The organism is Arthrobacter sp. TmtSoilC51, from assembly GCF_055388015.1.
This window is the reverse complement of the sequence record NZ_AP035877.1, coordinates 3,080,212-3,096,724: the sequence shown is the minus strand read 5'-3', so window position 1 is coordinate 3,096,724 and position 16,513 is coordinate 3,080,212. Positions and strand designations below refer to the sequence as shown.

Below are 16,513 nucleotides of genomic sequence, written 5' to 3'. Positions count from 1 at the left end.
CGGTTGCGGAAGCATTCAGTTGCGGGAATAGACTGGAAGAATTAAATCGGTCGTGAGGGGTACTTCTGTGGAAGAACGTGCGACGTCGGCACCACCGGCGGGCGGGGAGGACAGTCACAGCGGTGTGACGGTTCCGGCAACAAGCGTGGCTGGACGGACCGCTGGTGCGGTTCCGGTCGATACTCCCGGCGTGCGTCCAACCTTTCCGGGGCGGCGGGAGCGTACGCGTTCCCGGCTGGCGCGACTGACCGGACGGGGGGTGGCGCCGTACTCGCCCATTCTGGAACCGCTCCTGCGAACCGTGCGGGCCAACAACCCCAAAGAAGACTTCGAACTGATTCAGCGCGCTTTCGCGGTGGCAGAGCGCAGCCACCAGGGCCAGAAGCGCAAGAGCGGTGATCCGTACATCACCCACCCCGTGGCGGTAGCCACCATCCTTGCTGAACTCGGTATGACAGGAACCACCCTGGCCGCCGCGTTGCTCCATGACACCGTGGAGGACACCCCTTACACCCTCAATGACCTCACCCGCGACTTCGGCCCGGAAGTGGCGATGCTCGTGGATGGCGTGACCAAGCTGGACAAGGTCAGCTTCGGCGAGGCAGCCCAATCGGAGACGGTCCGGAAGATGGTCGTGGCCATGGCCAAGGACATCCGGGTCCTGATGATCAAGCTTGCCGACCGGCTCCACAATGCCCGTACTTGGCGGTTCGTGTCGGCGGAATCGTCGTCCCGCAAGGCCCGCGAAACGCTGGAGATCTTCGCACCCCTGGCACATCGCCTGGGTATGAACACCATTAAGTGGGAGTTGGAGGATCTGTCTTTCGCGGCGCTCTACCCCAAGGTTTACGAGGAAATCGTCCGCATGGTGGGGGACCGCACCCCCGAACGCGAGAAGAGCCTAAGCGTCATCCGCAACCAGATTGCAGATGACCTTCGGACGGCACGCATCAAGGCGACCATCACCGGCCGGCCCAAGCACTACTACTCGATTTACCAGAAGATGATCGTCCGCGATAAGGACTTTGACGATATCAACGACCTCATGGGCGTTCGCGTCCTGGTTGATTCCGTGCGCGACTGTTACGCGGCACTGGGTACCTTGCACTCGCGTTGGAATCCGCTTCCCGGGCGGTTCAAAGATTACATCGCCATGCCGAAGTTCAACATGTACCAGTCCCTGCACACTACGGTGATCGGCCCGGGTGGAAAGCCCGTTGAAATCCAGATCCGCACGCATGAGATGCACCGCCGGGCCGAGTATGGCGTCGCGGCCCACTGGAAGTACAAGGATCAGCCCAATCGAACTGCGGTGGGCCCTGGCAGCCCACGCGACGGCGATATGGGTTGGCTGCGCTCCTTGGTGGACTGGCAACAGGAAACTTCGGACCCGGGCGAATTTCTTGATTCCCTGCGGTACGAAATCAACGCACGTGAAGTCTTTGTCTTCACGCCCAAGGGCGAAGTCATGGCCTTGCCCGCTGGATCGACGCCGGTGGACTTTGCGTACGCGGTCCACACGGAAGTGGGTCACCGGACTATCGGTGCCCGGGTCAACGGCAAACTCGTGCCGCTCAACAGCGAACTCAACCATGGCGACTGGGTGGAGATCTTCACGTCCAAGGCCGAGGGTGCGGGTCCAAGCCAGGACTGGCAACACTTCGTCAAATCGGCAAGGGCCCGGAACAAGATCCGCCAGTGGTTCACCAAGGAACGCCGTGAGGAAGCGATTGACCGCGGCAAGGACATGCTGACGCGGGCGATGCGCAAGCAAAACCTCCCACTGCAACGACTCATGAATCATGACGCGCTGTCTGCGGTCGCGGAGGACTTCCACTACGTTGACATTTCGGGTCTTTATGCCGGCGTGGGCGACGGCCACACGTCTGCCCAGTCCGTCATGGAGAAGCTCGTAGAGCACCTTGGTGGGCACGAGACCCCGGATGAGGACCTTGACGAGGTCAGCATCCCTACGCAGGTGGCCAAGTCCAAGTTTTCCGATTCCGGCGTCATTGTTCGCGGTGTGGGAGATGTTTGGGTCAAACTGGCCCGGTGCTGCACCCCCGTGCCCCCGGACCCCATCCTGGGGTTTGTCACCCGCGGTTCCGGCGTCTCTGTCCATAGGACCGATTGCACCAACGTGGCCGGGTTGCGTGACCAACCGGACAGGATCGTCGAGGTTGAGTGGGCACCAACGCAGTCCAGCGTCTTCCTGGTGGAAATCCAGGTGGAAGCGTTGGACAGGAAGTCACTCTTGTCCGACGTCACGCGTGTCTTGTCAGAAAACCATGTCAACATCCTTGCGGCCTCGGTGCACACCTCAAGCGACAGGGTGGCGATCTCCAAGTTTGCCTTCGAAATGGGTGACCCAAAGTATCTGCACCATGTCCTCAGTGCCGTGCGGCGCATCGACGGGGTTTTCGATGTGTACCGCACAACGGGTAACAGGCGCAGGAGCTAGTTCGGGGAAACGAGCCTCGCAAGCGTAGCGAGGGCACGCTTCTTGTGGGGAACCCGCGGTGCCGCCTCCACAGCAAGCGTGAGCAAGCGGAGCCTGATGCCGAGATCCTGGTGATCGAGAAGTCGACGCAGCGCTGGCAGGGCTTGATCCGACTCAACGTGCAGGGCGATGTCCGCTGCTGTTCGCAACGGGCTGCTCACCAGCATGCCGCCAAGGCTCACAACATCCAGTTGGCCCAGGCGGACCTCATGGAGATTGCACCCCCGGGCGCCACGCACGCTGGAGATGCGATGCTTGGCGTCGACCAGGAGCGATAACCGCTCCGGAGGCTTGGCGCAGCCGTAGATCCAAGCTGCCGTAAGCCTTCCTGCGACCACTTTGGTCCGCATCCGGTCCGGGACCGCCAAGGAGGCTGCACGGGCGCGGAGGCGTGGCGTGACTGCAACACCAGGCGCCGCGTAACTCTTTCCGTACAAGGGAAGCAGGATGCCATCCAGCGCCATGCACTGCAATTCGGGCCACGTGAAGAGGCGGCTGGGTGCGAAGAGCTCGGGAAGAACGGGTTCCTGCAGGTGCGGGGCTGTGACGGGTGGGACCATTCGTTGATCATTGCGTGCCTGGGCCACAACAGTACAGGCCCCGCACCGGGTATGTGGATAACCGGTACAGGGCCTGCGGGGAAGTGTGGGCTCAGAACGAGCCCCAGGTTGGGTTAGGCGAGGTCGCTCGCCGAGCGCTGGATCTGGTCCAGCCATGCCTCACGTGCTTCAAGAGCCTCACGCGCAGCCTTGATACGGCGCTGGTCACCGGCCTTTTCGGCTTTCTCCAGGTCCTCCTTGAGCCCGGCGATAGCGGACTCAAGTTGCGACAAGGCACTGTTGGTGCGGGCCTTGGTCTCCGGGTTGCTCCGGCGCCACTTTTCTTCCTCGGCCTCTCGGACTGCGTCCTCCACCTTGCGCAGACCGGCCTCGATGCGGCCCATGTCCGCCCTGGGGACCTTACCGGCATCTTCCCAACGGTCGCGGATGGACTGCAAGGCCTTCTTCGTGGCGTTGAGATCGTTGATCGGCAGCAGCGCCTGGGCCTCGGCTACCAGCTGCTCCTTGACTGCGAGGTTGGCCGTGTACTCCTGGTCAATCTGCTCGTTTGCAGCCTGCCGGTTGCTGAAGAAGACATCCTGGGCGGCACGGAAACGGCCCCAGAGGGCGTCGTCATCTTTGCGGCTGGCCCGCGGGGTGGCCTTCCACTGATCCATGAGCCTGCGGTATTCGCCGGCCGCGTAACCCCAGTCAGTGGAAGAGGAAAGTGCTTCAGCTTCCGCGATCAATGCTTCCTTGGCGACCTTGGCCGCAGAATTGTTGCTGTCCAGCTGCGAGAAGTAAGCGCGGCGGTGGCGATCGAACACAGTGCGCGCCGAGCGGAAGCGCTTCCACAGTGCGTCTTCGTTGCTCCGGCCCAGCCGGACTCCGCTCTTCTGCGCAGCCTTCCACGTCTCGAAGAGCTCGTTCATACGCGCACTGGACGTCTTCCACTGGATCTGGGCAGGATCCTGGCCAGCAATGGCCTCTGCCTCCGCCACAATGGCTTCGCGGGCGGCGAGCTCGCTGGCGCGGACGGCCTCATGGGCGGCTTTCTCGGACTTTTCCAGCTCGGTAATCTGCGCAGACAACGTGTCCAGACGTGCTTCAGCCGAACGGATATCGCCCACCATGTTGCGCTCTGCGAGCTGCTCGCGGAGGTGGGTCACGGTCTTCTGCATGTCCGTTGCCGGCGCCTTGGATTCCACGCGGTGTTCCAGCAGGACTACCTGGGCGATGATGTCGTCGAACTTCCGGGCGAAGTAGCCCAAGGCTTCGTCAGGGCTAACACCCGGGTATTGGCCAACGGCAATCTCTTCGCCATCCAACGTGAGGAAAACGTGACCGTCGCCTTCAGCGCGACCCCACTTGGCTGCCTCTGCGAGCGATGCTGCAGATACCGCGGGTGCAGCTGGAACGACGGCGGCAGGGGCCTTGGGGCGGGCCGCAAAGGCAGCGGGGGAAGGCGTGGGGCGCGATCCGCCAGGCTTGGCTTCTGCGGGTGTTTCTTCAGCCGCTGGGGCTTCGGTTACTGCCGGTGTTTCGGTTGCTGCCGGTGTTTCGTCGGCTGCAGCGGCGGGTGTTGGATCAGCCGCAAGTGCTGCCTCAGTCCCATTGGGGCTGTTTGCCTCGACTGCGTCTTGGTTGGCCACTACTGCTGTTTCGTCGGATTTCTGACTGTCTGTCACCGCTAAAAGTCTTTCGCTTGGAGGGACTGCTATGGTAGTGCACCCCGTACCGGGGCCAAAGGCTGGTTACTTCAGAGAAAACGAGTCTATCGTGACAGGTGCCACAGGGGCGCCGTCGGTTGCATTTTCACCCGGTTTCAGGCCTGCTGCAGCGATCTTCGTGACTACGTCCAAACCACTTGTTACCTTGCCGACCACGGTGTAACCGCCGGCCGTGTCCGCGGGAATGGTGGTGTCCCTATAGACAATGAAGAACTGGTGACCATTGCCGTAGGCGTTGTTTCCGGAACGGGCAACGGCGATTGTTCCAGCCGGGTAGGTGTTGTCGGAGGGCGTGTTCTCAAGCGGGCCCCAACGGTAGTTGGGATCGTCTGCGCCGTCTTCGGACTTGGCGCCGCACTGCAGAAGGCCGAACGTCTCGGCGGTGGTCAGGCGGTGGCAGAAGGCCCCGTTGTAATAGCTGGAGTCGGTGAGGGATTTGATGACGGCCGCTGCCTGGGGCGCAGCAGTTCCGTTCAGTTCAACGCCTATAACACCGCTGTTCAAGGCGAGCTCGCCTGTGAAGGTTTTACCGGCTGCGGTGTCCGGGCTGGGAATGTCTGCGCTGTTTGACGCCGACGGTGAGGCCGAGGGGGACCTCAACCCAGCTTCGGCGGCGGCGAACTCTGCCTCGGTGGGGTTGGAACTGAAAACTGTCAATTGCAGCACGACTGCGAGAATCACGGCAGCAGCGCCCGCGCCGATGGCAATAGTGTTGTCGCGTTTGCGCCGCTTGCCCTGTTCCTGCCGCAGGGCACGCTTGGCTTCCATCTGCCGGATGCGTCGTCTCGCTTCGCGGTCATCCCGCGACCTTGTTGCCAAGAGTCCTCCTGATTGTGTCCACATTCGCCGGTTGCCCGCAGGGGCCGCGCATGCTGCATTAGATGTGCACGCGCGGAAAGCATAAACTGGCTGCCGCACATAGTTTATGCATGACCGGCTGGACGCCCGCCCCATAATCGCCGAAACGGCCTTTAAAGCTGCGGTGCTGATTCCTGAGTCAGCTTTCTTCGAGGAGATTTATCCACCATGGCACGTACCGCCTCCCTGTCCGGATTCCCCGAGTGGCTTCCCCAGGAGCGGTTGGTGGAGCTCCATGTGCTGGACACGCTCCGGAAGACGTTCGAACTGCATGGGTTCTCGTCCATTGAAACGCGTGCTGTTGAAACGGTCGGCCAGTTGCTGCGCAAAGGCGAAATCGACAAAGAGGTCTACGGGCTGAGCAGGCTGCAGGACGAGGAAGGCGAAGCTGCAACAAAGTCGGACAAGGCCGATCCCCACGCCTTGGCCTTGCACTTCGACCTCACTGTTCCCTTTGCGCGCTACGTCGTTGAAAATGCCGGCTATCTTGCTTTCCCGTTCCGCCGCTACCAGATCCAGAAGGTCTGGCGTGGGGAGCGCCCGCAGGAAGGCCGTGCGCGCGAATTCACCCAGGCAGATATAGATGTTGTGGGCGATGGCGAATTGCCGTTCCGCTATGACGTTGAAATCGCGCTGGTTATCGCCGAGGCGCTGAGCGCCCTCCCGATCCCGGACTTCCGTCTCCGGATCAACAACCGCAAGCTGGCTGAAGGCTTCTACCGCGGAATTGGCTTGACGGACACGGCAGGAGTCCTGCGCAGCATCGACAAGCTGGAAAAGATTGGTGCCGAAAAAGTCGCCGAACTGCTCAAGAGCGAGCTCGGCGCATCGGATGAGCAGGCTGCCCTTGCGCTCAAGCTTGCCAGCATCCGTACGGAGGACACCTCGTTCGTGGACCAGGTACGGTCACTGGGGGTGTCCGATGACCTCCTTGAGGAAGGACTGAGTGAGCTCCAGCAGGTCATTGAGGCTGCCGTCCAGCGCGCACCCGGCAAAGTGGTCGCCGACCTCAGCATCGCCCGCGGACTGGACTACTACACGGGAACCGTCGTCGAAACTGTCCTGGTAGGCCACGAACAACTTGGCTCCATCTGCTCGGGCGGTCGTTACGACGCCCTGGCCAGCAAGGGAAACCGGAAGTTCCCCGGCGTCGGGCTTTCCATCGGCGTCACGCGCCTTGTTTCGCGCATCCTCAGCCAGGAACTGGCAACTGCCTCGCGTTCGGTTCCGACGGCGGTCCTGGTCGCCTTGAACAACGACGACAGTTGGTCGGCGGCGCAGGACGTGGCCGCCCAGCTCCGCGGTCGCGGTATCGCTACCGAAGTGGCTGCCAAGGCTGAAAAGTTCGGCAAGCAGATCAAGTTCGCGGATCGTCGGGGAATCCCGTTTGTGTGGTTCACCGACGACGACGGCAAACACCAGGTCAAGGACATCCGCTCCGGCGAACAGGTGGATGCAGACCCCGCCAGCTGGTCACCGTCGGAGGAGGACCTGCATGTTCGGGTAACTACCGCCTGATAGAGGCCCGTGGCGGGAGCCGCGGCGGGTGCAGGTAAACTCGGACGGGATCGTCTTTGCAATGATCCCTTGAAAATTCATGTTGAAAGGAATGCTGTGCTGCGCACACATGACCTCGGATCACTTCGCTCCGAGCACATTGGACAAACCGTTACCCTGGCTGGCTGGGTGGGCCGCCGCCGTGATCACGGTGGCGTTGCATTCGTTGACCTTCGTGACGCTTCCGGTGTCGCCCAGGTGGTTGTCCGTGAGGAAGAGGTCTTCCACGGCCTGCGGAACGAATACGTCCTGCAGGTGACGGGCACCGTCAACAAGCGTCCTGAAGGCAATGAGAATCCTGCGTTGGCCACGGGCGAGATCGAGGTCATGGCGGACAAAGTCATCATCCTCAACACCTCGGACCCGCTGCCTTTCCAGATCGATGAGCACGTCGAAGTTGGAGAAGAAGCGCGCCTCAAGCATCGCTACCTTGACCTGCGTCGGCCCGGCCCGGCCCGCAACCTGCGCCTCCGTTCCGAGGCAAACCGTATCGCCCGCGAATTGCTGCACCAGCGCGGCTACGTCGAGATCGAGACCCCCACGTTGACGCGTTCGACGCCGGAAGGCGCCCGCGACTTCGTCGTCCCCGCCCGGCTTGCCCCGGGTTCCTGGTACGCGCTGCCGCAGTCGCCGCAGCTTTTCAAGCAGCTGCTGCAGGTGGGCGGATTCGAAAAGTACTACCAGATCGCCCGCTGCTACCGTGACGAAGACTTCCGCGCAGACCGTCAGCCGGAGTTCACCCAGCTGGACATCGAGGCGAGCTTCGTTGACCAGGACGATGTCATTGAGCTCGGCGAAGCAATCGTGAAAGCCCTGTGGCAACTGATCGACGTCGAGGTCCCCACACCGATTCGCCGCATGACGTACCTGGACGCCATGGCAAAGTACGGTTCCGACAAGCCGGACCTTCGCTTCGGCCTGGAGCTGACCGAGTTGACGGAGTTCTTCAAGGACACCAACTTCGGCGTCTTCAAGGCACCGTACGTTGGCGCCGTCGTCATGCCCGGAGGCGCTTCGCAGGCGCGTCGTGCCCTGGACGCCTGGCAGGAATGGGCCAAGCAGCGTGGCGCCAAGGGGCTGGCCTACGTTCTTTATAAGGAAGATGGCGAACTCGCTGGCCCCGTGGCCAAGAACCTCACCGACGAAGAGCGGGCCGGCCTGGCCGACGCCGTCGGCGCCAAGCCGGGTGACTGCATTTTCTTCGCTGCTGGCGAGAAGTCCGCATCACGGGCACTCCTTGGCGCAGCACGTGTCGAGATTGGCCACCGCACGGGCCTGATCGATCCCAAGGACTGGGCGTTCGTATGGATCGTGGACGCACCGATGTTCGAGCCCGCTGCCGCGGCAGTTGCCTCTGGTGACGTTGCTGTGGGGGCTGGCCAATGGACCGCCGTGCACCACGCCTTCACCTCTCCCAAGCCGGAGTTCCTTGACACCTTTGACAAGGATCCCGAGTCGGCGCTCTCCTACGCCTACGACATCGTATGCAATGGCAACGAAATCGGCGGCGGCTCCATCCGTATCCACGAGCGCGAAGTCCAGGAACGTGTCTTCCAGCTCATGGGCCTGGACAAGGAAGACGCCCAGACCAAGTTCGGCTTCCTGTTGGAGGGCTTCAAGTACGGCGCCCCACCGCACGGCGGCATCGCGCTTGGATGGGACCGTGTGGTGGCTTTGCTCGCCGGTGTCGAGTCCATCCGCGACGTCATCGCCTTCCCGAAGACCGGCAATGGCTTTGACCCGTTGACCGCCGCTCCTGCACCCATCACGGCACAGCAGCGAAAGGAAGCCGGCGTCGACTTCAAGCCGGAAACCAAGCCGGAAACCAAGTCCGAATAAGGCAATAGCCAAGGGCTCCCCACCGCAGTGGGGAGCCCTTGGTGTTCCCGCAGATGAAAGGTGCCGCAGGGTGTTGGACCAAGTATTCCTGGAAACCCTCATGGATACTGCGTGGCCAGCAATGGAGCGTGAAGACGCAGGGGAGTGGGTGCTCCGCGCGTCCGGGGGAGTGACGCAGAGGGCAAACTCAGTGTGGCCGAGGAACGTGCCTGGCACGGACGGAACTCCAGAGCTGGAGGAAACCGCAGACATAGCGCGGTCGGTTAGAGCGGCTTCGGATTGGTACAGGCAGCGGCGCCTCCCGCTCATTTTCCAAATATTCGATAATGTCCCAAGTGCCGGCCTCAACGCCGTTCTGGACCAGCAACGCTTCACCAGGCAGTCCGAAACGCTGATCATGGTCCGGGGCGTTGAAGCGTTGGGTGCCGGCTCCAGCGGCGTCGAATTCTCGGAAACACCCACGGAGGAATGGCTTCGCTTGTGGTGGTCAGTGGACGGGCGCGGTGGCGACGCGGAACTGGACGTAGCCCGCACCATTCTTACCGGATGCGAGTCGTTGTACGCGTTGGTGAGGGACGACGACGGTGTCCCCGCCGCCGTCGGACGCCTCGCCCTGGTGGGCGGCTGGGGAGGTCTCTACTGTATGGCGACCTCGGCCAGCCACCGCAGACGGGGATACGGGACGATGGTGCTGGCAGCACTACTGGACCAGGGAGCGGCCCGAAATCTCCAGGGTTTTTGGCTGTTGGTCACTGCGTCCAACCACGGTGCGCAGGCTTTGTATTCGCGGGCTGGGTTCGTTGAACGCGGGAGTTATCTGTATCGGCAGGCACCTTTGAGGCGGGCGCCTGGAGGCTGCTGAGCCGCAGCAGTTACGGTGCTGGATCAGTGACCAGGATCCGGATGGAACATGCATCCGAAGCAGCCTTTGCAAGCGCGGCAGTCTTGGGTTCCTGCACGTCGAGGAAGGCAAGTTGGGTTTGGTTGGCCAGAGTCCGCATGGAGGGTTGCGCCAGGACCATGTCCACCAAGGCCCTGTCTCCGCCGGGAACGATGTACTCAACGCGGTGGCCGGCGAAGATTCGCGCTGCGTGTTCGGCCGCGGAGTCCACCAAGGCGTCCGCCTGGTTGGAGCGTCGCCGGGCATACCGTTGTTGGGATTGGCCGCCGGCCGACGTTCTGGACTGAACATAGCGGTTTCCGCTTTTGGATTCGAGGACGTTGCTGCCGCTTGCAACCGCAACGGCGAAACCGCCCCGGCGTACCAGCAAGATGCCCAGGCCACGTTCTTGGCTGGCGAGTGAGGCAAGCCGCTCGATGTCGGTGGTGCCGCGGCCTGGCCGTCCATCGACCGGCCAGGGGGCCTTCAGCAGCGCAGAAGCTCCGTCACTTGCCCGGAGGAGGATTCCGGCGTAGCCGGTCTCTTCAGCGAGTGGACCGTGGCTCATCGCAAAGCGATCCACCCAACCGGACAGCCGTGATGCCGGGACAAAAGCGGTGCGGCTTGCGGCCTTCGGCTGTTGATGCTGGGCGGCGGATGCGCGGCGGTCCACTCGATGTCTCCTTTGCTGGAACTATGAGTAGCCTATCCATGTGGAAGATCTCTTTGGTGCCGGTGCAGACAACGACGACGAGTCGGAGGATTTGCCTGCCGCCGGGGGAGTCTCCGACGCCGGGTGGATGGCGTCCCAACGCAGCCCCCTTGCGGTGCGGATGCGGCCCCGGACCTTGGATGACGTGGTGGGCCAACAGCATCTGCTGGGTCACGGTTCCCCGCTCCGGCAACTTGCCGCTGGTGCAGAAGCCGCGGGGCCTGCCGGGCCGAGCTCCGTCATTCTTTGGGGGCCTCCGGGGACCGGAAAAACCACTTTGGCGCACGTCATTGCCCGCGGACCGGGGCGGAAATTCGTGGAATTGTCTGCCATCACCGCCGGTGTGAAGGATGTCCGCCGCGTGATGGACGAGGCTTTGACCGCTCGGGACCTCTATAAGAAGACCACCGTCCTTTTCCTTGACGAAATCCATCGTTTCAACAAGGCACAGCAGGATGCGCTGCTGCCTGGCGTTGAAAACCGGTGGGTGGTCCTGGTGGCTGCAACCACCGAGAACCCGTCGTTCTCGGTGGTGTCACCGCTACTTTCCCGCTCCCTCCTGTTGACGCTGAAGCCCCTGACGGACGACGACATCGCCGGGTTGTTGCAGCGGGCCGTTGCCGATGCCCGCGGCCTTGCCGGGAGGGTGGAACTCAGTCCGGAGGCGTTGGATCATTTGGTTCGGCTATCCGGAGGTGACGCCCGCAGGGCGCTGACTGCCCTGGAAGCTGCGGCCGGCGTCGCTTTCGGAGACAGCAACGCCGTATCGAACGCCGTCGAAGAGGAAGGCGACACCTCCGGGAGCAACGTCACCGACGACGGCGAGCCCGGACTCGCCGGCGACGGCGCCCCGGACGCTCCCGTGCTCGTGGAACTCAGGCACACCGAGCGTGCCCTTGACGCCGCTGCCGTCCGTTACGACCGGGCCGGCGACCAGCACTACGACGTCGCCAGTGCGTTCATCAAGTCCATCAGGGGCTCTGACGTTGATGCTTCCCTTCACTATCTGGCCCGGATGCTGGAGGCGGGGGAGGACCCGAGGTTCGTGGCGCGACGCATTGTCATCTCCGCTGCAGAAGACATCGGCATGGCGGATCCCACGGCGTTGCAAACAGCTGTGGCTGCGGCCCAGGCCGTCCAGTTGATCGGGATGCCCGAAGGCCGGATTGTCCTGGCTGAAGCTGTGGTCCACCTTGCCACCGCACCGAAGTCGAACGCGGCATACATGGGCCTGAACAAGGCCATTGCCGATGTCCGCGCGGGTTTCGGCGGCGGCATCCCCATGCATCTGCGCGACGCCCACTATCCGGGTGCCAAACAATTGGGACATGGCAAGAGCTACAAGTACGCGCATGACGAACCACATGGGGTGGCAACACAGCAGTACCCGCCGGATGACCTGGTGGGGAAGGACTACTACGAGCCAACCAACAACGGCGCCGAACGGGATATAGCCGCCAGGCTGGAACGGCTCCGCACGATCATCCGGGGACAGTAGCGTGGTAGGATAGTTGCTTGTCTGGCATGGCCCGACGCACACTCCCCTTGAAAATTTCCTCAATGGTGCTGTGCGCCTTGGCTAGTAGCAAGAGGCAGCGGTTGGCCGATGCTCTCCCTGATGGAGGCCAGTAACACTGACACACCGCAGTAATTGGAAGGACACAAGTGGCTAACAACACTCGTGCTCGCCGTACCGCACGTCTTTCGCGTGCACTCGGCATTGCTCTGACCCCCAAGGCCGCCAAGTACATGGAGCGCCGCCCGTACGGCCCCGGCGAGCATGGCCGTGCCCGCAAGAAGCAGGACTCCGACTACGCCGTACGTCTGCGCGAAAAGCAGCGTCTGCGCGCCCAGTACGGCATCCGCGAAGCACAGATGACCCGTGCCTTCGAAGAAGCACGCCGCACCAAGGGCCTCACCGGTGAAAACCTGGTTGAGCTGCTCGAAATGCGTCTGGACGCCCTCGTGCTCCGTGCAGGCTTCGCCCGCACCATCGCACAGGCCCGCCAGCTGGTTGTGCACCGCCACATCATGGTTGACGGCATCCGCGTGGACCGCCCGTCCTTCCGCGTTGGCGAAGGCCAGCTCATCCACGTTCACAGCCGCTCCGAGGTCATGCCCCCGTTCCAGGTGGCAGCCGCTGGCGCACACGTGCTCAACAACGTGCCAGCATACTTGGACGTCAAGATCGACGCCCTCCAGGCCCGCCTGGTTCGCCGCCCGAAGCGCTCCGAGGTCCCCGTGATCTGCGAAGAGCAGCTCGTCGTCGAATTCTACGCTCGCTAAATTCAAGCAGCGCATACAAGGAAGCCCGTGGCACACGCCGCGGGCTTCCTTTGTATGTAGGGTGCCGGTCCAATGTAGGTAAGGTACTGGCCTTTATGGATAAGGTACTGGGGGAGGCCTTGGCCGAAGCCGGATATCGGCCCGTGCCGGGCAGCGCAACAATCTAGGAGATGAATTTTATGTCTGGTGGCGACATCGCCGGCCTGATCGCAGCGGGAGTGTTTGCACTCCTGGTCCTGCTGTTGGCCGTGCCCATCTTGAAGCTCGGCGGCGTCTTTGACGAAGTGCGCACAACCATCCGATCCATCAGCGACGGGGCCACGCCCCTCATGGACGAAGTAACGGCGACGGTTTCCACTACCAACCAGCAACTGAAAAAAGTGGATGGCATCGCCTCCAACGTCTCCGACGCATCGGCGAACATTTCGGCGCTGTCCTCGCTGGTGGCGGCGACCGTTGGTTCACCGCTGATCAAGGTTGCAGCCTTCAGCTATGGTGTCCGTTCGGCCTTCGCCGGCCGTCGCGCCCCGTCCACCGGCCGCAGCCGCTGAACCAATTGGAGACCAGGAATACATGAAAAGAATCGTTTGGATGGGCGTTGGGGTGGCCATTGGCGTTATTGCCTTCCGCAAGGTCACCGAAGCCAAGGCCAACATCGGCCCGGATGGCTTGAACCGTGCGGTTGGGCGCCTGGCTGACGGCTTGTTCGATTTCGCAGATGCAGTGCGCTCAGGCATGCATGAACGCGAAGAGGACTTGAGGGCCGCGCTGGGCATTAACAGCGCGGATATCAACACCAACGCCGCCCGGCGTTAGCGAACACGGTTCGCCCCAGAGCCCACAACAAGGCAGAATGGAAAGCTGCGGAACGGCAACAGCCGGTGCCGCGCACAACGTGTGCAGTGAATTGAGAAGGGTAAGTAATCAGCTAATGAAGTCGCAGGAGATCACCAAACGCTGGGTGGACTTTTTTGTCAGCAAGGGCCACACCGCCGTTCCCTCCGCGTCGCTCGTTTCCAGCGACCCGTCACTTCTCTTCACTGTGGCCGGCATGGTGCCGTTCATTCCTTACTTGACGGCCCGCGAAGAGCCTCCCTACACACGCGCCACGAGCGTCCAGAAGTGCATCCGCACCGGCGACATCGAGGAAGTCGGCAAGACGGCACGGCACGGCACGTTCTTCCAGATGTGCGGCAACTTCTCCTTCGGAGACTACTTCAAGGAAGATGCCATCAAGTTCGCTTTCGAACTGCTCACCAAGAGCGTTGACGACGGCGGCTACGGGCTTCCTGCCGAACGCCTGTGGGTGACGGTCTACGAGGAAGACGACGAAGCCAAGGAACTGTGGCTCAAGAACACAGGTATTCCAGCAGAACGCATCCAGCGCATGGGCAAATCGGACAATTACTGGCACACGGGCCAGCCGGGCCCCGCAGGCCCCTGCTCGGAGATCTATTACGACCGCGGTCCCCAGTACGGCATTGAAGGCGGCCCCATCGCCGACGAAACGCGCTACATCGAAATCTGGAACCTTGTGTTCATGCAGTACCAGATCGAGAACGTGCGTTCCAAGGTGGACTTCGACATCGTGGGCGAACTGCCAAACAAGAACATTGACACTGGCCTGGGCATGGAACGTCTTGCGATGATCCTCCAGGGCGTTGAGAACATGTATGAGACAGACCAGGTCCGTCCTGTCATTGACAAGGCGGCCGAGCTGTCCGGCCGTGAATACACCTCTGCCGAGTCCGCAGATGACCCCCACCACACTGACGACGTCCGCATGCGCGTTGTTGCTGACCACATCCGCTCGGCCCTGATGCTCATTGCTGACGGCGTAGCGCCTTCGAATGAAGGCCGTGGCTATGTCCTGCGCCGGCTGATCCGCCGGGCCGTCCGTGCGATGCGCCTGCTCGGCGTTGAGAAGGCCTGCCTGCCGGACCTTCTTCCTGCATCCCGTGACGCAATGAAGGGTGTCTACCCGGTAGTAGAGACGGACTTCGCCCGCATCAGCCGTATCGCCTACGCCGAGGAAAAGGCGTTCCTGCGCACTATTGCTTCCGGTACAGCACGCCTGGAGGACGCAGTAGCCGAATCGAAGGCTGCCGGTGTTCCCTTGTCCGGCGCCGACGCCTTCGCGTTGCACGACACCTACGGCTTCCCCATTGACCTCACCTTGGAAATGGCTGAAGAAGCCGGCCTCAAAGTGGACGAAGCCGGCTTCCGCTCGCTCATGCTTGAACAGCGTCAGCGGGCACAGGCAGACGCCAAGGGCAAGAAGGGCGGCCACGCCGATCTAACCGCCTACCAGGAGATGCTGGGCCAGGGCGAGACCACGTTCACCGGTTATGACGAGCTTGAGGGCGAGTCCAAGGTCCGCGGCATCGTCAGCGGCGGCCAGCGGGTGGCACACGCCTCTACAGGCGACGAAATCGAAGTGGTCCTGAACGAGACGCCGTTCTACGCAGAAGCTGGTGGCCAGTCGGCCGATACCGGCCTGATCACTGGTGACGGATTCGTCGTCGAGGTTTTGGACGTCCAGCGCCCCATCAAGGGACTGAGCGTTCATAAGGCGATCGTCCGGGAAGGCGAGATCGCTACCGATGCGTTGGTGCGCGCCGCCGTCGACCGTGAACGGCGCCACGCAGCTGAGCAGGCGCACACTGGTACGCACATTGTGCATGCCGCGCTGCACCAGATCCTTGGCCCGGAAGCTACCCAGCGTGGTTCCTACAACAAAGCCGGCTACCTCCGCTTCGACTTCGCCTGGGGTGAGGGCTTGAGCCCTGCCACGCGATCGGAAATTGAAGAGGTTTCCAACATCGCCATCCGGAACAACTACCGGGTAGACACCAAGGTCATGGGATTGGCCGAGGCCAAGGCGCTGGGCGCAATGGCCCTGTTCGGCGAGAACTACGGCAGCGAAGTACGCGTCGTAGAGATCGACGGCGCGTGGTCCCGCGAACTTTGTGGTGGCACGCACGTTTCCAATACCTCTCTTATCGGCAGCCTTTCCCTGTTGGGTGAGCAGTCCGTCGGCTCGGGAAACCGCCGCGTTGAAGCCTTCGTGGGCTTGGATGCCTTCCGCCACCTTGCCGCCGAACGCGCCCTGGTCACCGAGCTCACCGAACTGCTGAAGGTTCCTTCCGGTCAACTGGCCGACCGCATCTCCAGCACGTTGAACAAGCTCAAGGCGACAGAGAAGGAACTCGACCGCCTCCGCAAGGAGCAGCTGGCTGCAGCAGCAGCCAACTTGGTGGGTACCGCCAAGGACGCTGCCGGTGTGCGGGTTGTAGCCCACGACGCCGGCCAGGTGGGTGGAGCAGACGATCTCCGGAACCTCGCCCTCGACCTCCGCAACCGTCTTGGCTCCGAAGCCGCTACGGTGGCCGTTGCAGGTGTCAGCAATGATCGGCCTGTCATTCTGATTGCCACTAATGAGGCTGCCCGTGAAGCAGGGGTGAAGGCCGGAGCGTTGGTCCGCCTTGCCGCAGGCATCCTCGGTGGTGGCGGTGGTGGCAAGGACGATGTCGCCCAGGGCGGGGGCACCGACGCTGGGAAGGTCTCTGAGGCCCTCGCAGCGGTGGTGGATGCGATAGCCAAGCGTTAACC

The 16,513-nt window shown here is 62.4% G+C and carries 13 protein-coding genes; 9 read left to right on the top strand and 4 right to left on the bottom strand.

Going from position 1 to position 16,513, the window contains the following annotated elements; genetic code table 11:
* Positions 1-67 precede the first annotated feature (67 nt).
* Positions 68-2,461 (top strand): RelA/SpoT family protein, encoded by a 2,394-nt coding sequence (locus tag ACZ5G6_RS14080; RefSeq protein WP_223937590.1) that lies wholly within the window; start codon positions 68-70, stop codon positions 2,459-2,461.
* On the opposite strand, the gene ACZ5G6_RS14075 is transcribed toward ACZ5G6_RS14080, so the two are convergent.
* The 3 genes from ACZ5G6_RS14075 to ACZ5G6_RS14065 all read right to left on the bottom strand — a co-directional run bounded on the left by ACZ5G6_RS14075 (position 2,458) and on the right by ACZ5G6_RS14065 (position 5,588).
* Positions 2,458-3,060 carry a hypothetical protein gene (locus tag ACZ5G6_RS14075; protein ID WP_223933026.1) on the bottom strand — a complete coding sequence of 201 codons (603 nt, stop codon included), beginning with the start codon at positions 3,058-3,060 and terminating at the stop codon, positions 2,458-2,460. The genes ACZ5G6_RS14080 and ACZ5G6_RS14075 overlap by 4 nt on opposite strands.
* 113 nt (positions 3,061-3,173) lie before the next feature.
* The gene (locus ACZ5G6_RS14070; RefSeq protein WP_223933025.1) at positions 3,174-4,727 is read right to left on the bottom strand and encodes a DUF349 domain-containing protein; all 1,554 of its coding nucleotides are present in this window, start codon (positions 4,725-4,727) and stop codon (positions 3,174-3,176) included.
* 66 nt (positions 4,728-4,793) lie between these two features.
* Positions 4,794-5,588, bottom strand: coding sequence for a peptidylprolyl isomerase (locus tag ACZ5G6_RS14065; RefSeq protein ID WP_223933024.1), 795 nt, complete (start codon positions 5,586-5,588; stop codon positions 4,794-4,796).
* A gap of 207 nt (positions 5,589-5,795) precedes the next feature.
* On the opposite strand from ACZ5G6_RS14065, the gene hisS reads away from it, so the two are divergent.
* The 3 genes from hisS to ACZ5G6_RS14050 all read left to right on the top strand — a co-directional run bounded on the left by hisS (position 5,796) and on the right by ACZ5G6_RS14050 (position 9,885).
* Positions 5,796-7,145, top strand: a complete 1,350-nt coding sequence (hisS, locus tag ACZ5G6_RS14060) for a histidine--tRNA ligase (RefSeq protein WP_223933023.1) — start codon at positions 5,796-5,798, stop codon at positions 7,143-7,145.
* A 96-nt stretch (positions 7,146-7,241) separates the two neighbouring features.
* Entirely contained in the window at positions 7,242-9,023 is a 1,782-nt protein-coding gene (gene aspS, locus ACZ5G6_RS14055; protein WP_223933022.1) for an aspartate--tRNA ligase, read from the top strand.
* 70 nt (positions 9,024-9,093) lie between these two features.
* Complete coding sequence (locus tag ACZ5G6_RS14050; RefSeq protein ID WP_498686052.1) at positions 9,094-9,885, top strand: GNAT family N-acetyltransferase; 792 nt, start codon at positions 9,094-9,096, stop codon at positions 9,883-9,885.
* Positions 9,886-9,895: 10 nt separating this feature from the next.
* Here ACZ5G6_RS14050 and ACZ5G6_RS14045 read toward each other — a convergent pair whose 3' ends face one another.
* Entirely contained in the window at positions 9,896-10,576 is a 681-nt protein-coding gene (locus tag ACZ5G6_RS14045; protein WP_498686050.1) for an acVLRF1 family peptidyl-tRNA hydrolase, read from the bottom strand.
* Positions 10,577-10,616: 40 nt separating this feature from the next.
* Between ACZ5G6_RS14045 and ACZ5G6_RS14040 the strand changes: the two genes are divergently transcribed.
* The 5 genes from ACZ5G6_RS14040 to alaS all read left to right on the top strand — a co-directional run bounded on the left by ACZ5G6_RS14040 (position 10,617) and on the right by alaS (position 16,511).
* The gene (locus ACZ5G6_RS14040; RefSeq protein WP_498686048.1) at positions 10,617-12,113 is read left to right on the top strand and encodes a replication-associated recombination protein A; all 1,497 of its coding nucleotides are present in this window, start codon (positions 10,617-10,619) and stop codon (positions 12,111-12,113) included.
* Between the two features lie 167 nt (positions 12,114-12,280).
* Complete coding sequence (rpsD, locus tag ACZ5G6_RS14035) at positions 12,281-12,901, top strand: 30S ribosomal protein S4 (protein ID WP_011774968.1); 621 nt, start codon at positions 12,281-12,283, stop codon at positions 12,899-12,901.
* A 179-nt stretch (positions 12,902-13,080) separates the two neighbouring features.
* Positions 13,081-13,452, top strand: a complete 372-nt coding sequence (locus ACZ5G6_RS14030; RefSeq protein ID WP_498686046.1) for a DUF948 domain-containing protein — start codon at positions 13,081-13,083, stop codon at positions 13,450-13,452.
* A gap of 22 nt (positions 13,453-13,474) precedes the next feature.
* A complete protein-coding gene (locus ACZ5G6_RS14025) occupies positions 13,475-13,717 on the top strand; it encodes a DUF6167 family protein (protein WP_223933017.1) in 243 nt (80 codons plus the stop codon).
* A gap of 115 nt (positions 13,718-13,832) precedes the next feature.
* Positions 13,833-16,511, top strand: a complete 2,679-nt coding sequence (alaS, locus tag ACZ5G6_RS14020; protein WP_223933016.1) for an alanine--tRNA ligase — start codon at positions 13,833-13,835, stop codon at positions 16,509-16,511.
* The last annotated feature ends 2 nt before the right edge of the window (positions 16,512-16,513 follow it).

Bases quoted from the DNA above. Each gene is read 5' to 3' on its own strand.
- ACZ5G6_RS14075 (WP_223933026.1), bottom strand. From the start codon at position 3,060: ATGGTCCCACCCGTCACAGCCCCGCACCTGCAGGAACCCGTTCTTCCC.
- hisS (WP_223933023.1), top strand. From the start codon at position 5,796: ATGGCACGTACCGCCTCCCTGTCCGGATTCCCCGAGTGGCTTCCCCAG.
- ACZ5G6_RS14030 (WP_498686046.1), top strand. From the start codon at position 13,081: ATGTCTGGTGGCGACATCGCCGGCCTGATCGCAGCGGGAGTGTTTGCA.
- ACZ5G6_RS14025 (WP_223933017.1), top strand. From the start codon at position 13,475: ATGAAAAGAATCGTTTGGATGGGCGTTGGGGTGGCCATTGGCGTTATT.
- alaS (WP_223933016.1), top strand. From the start codon at position 13,833: ATGAAGTCGCAGGAGATCACCAAACGCTGGGTGGACTTTTTTGTCAGC.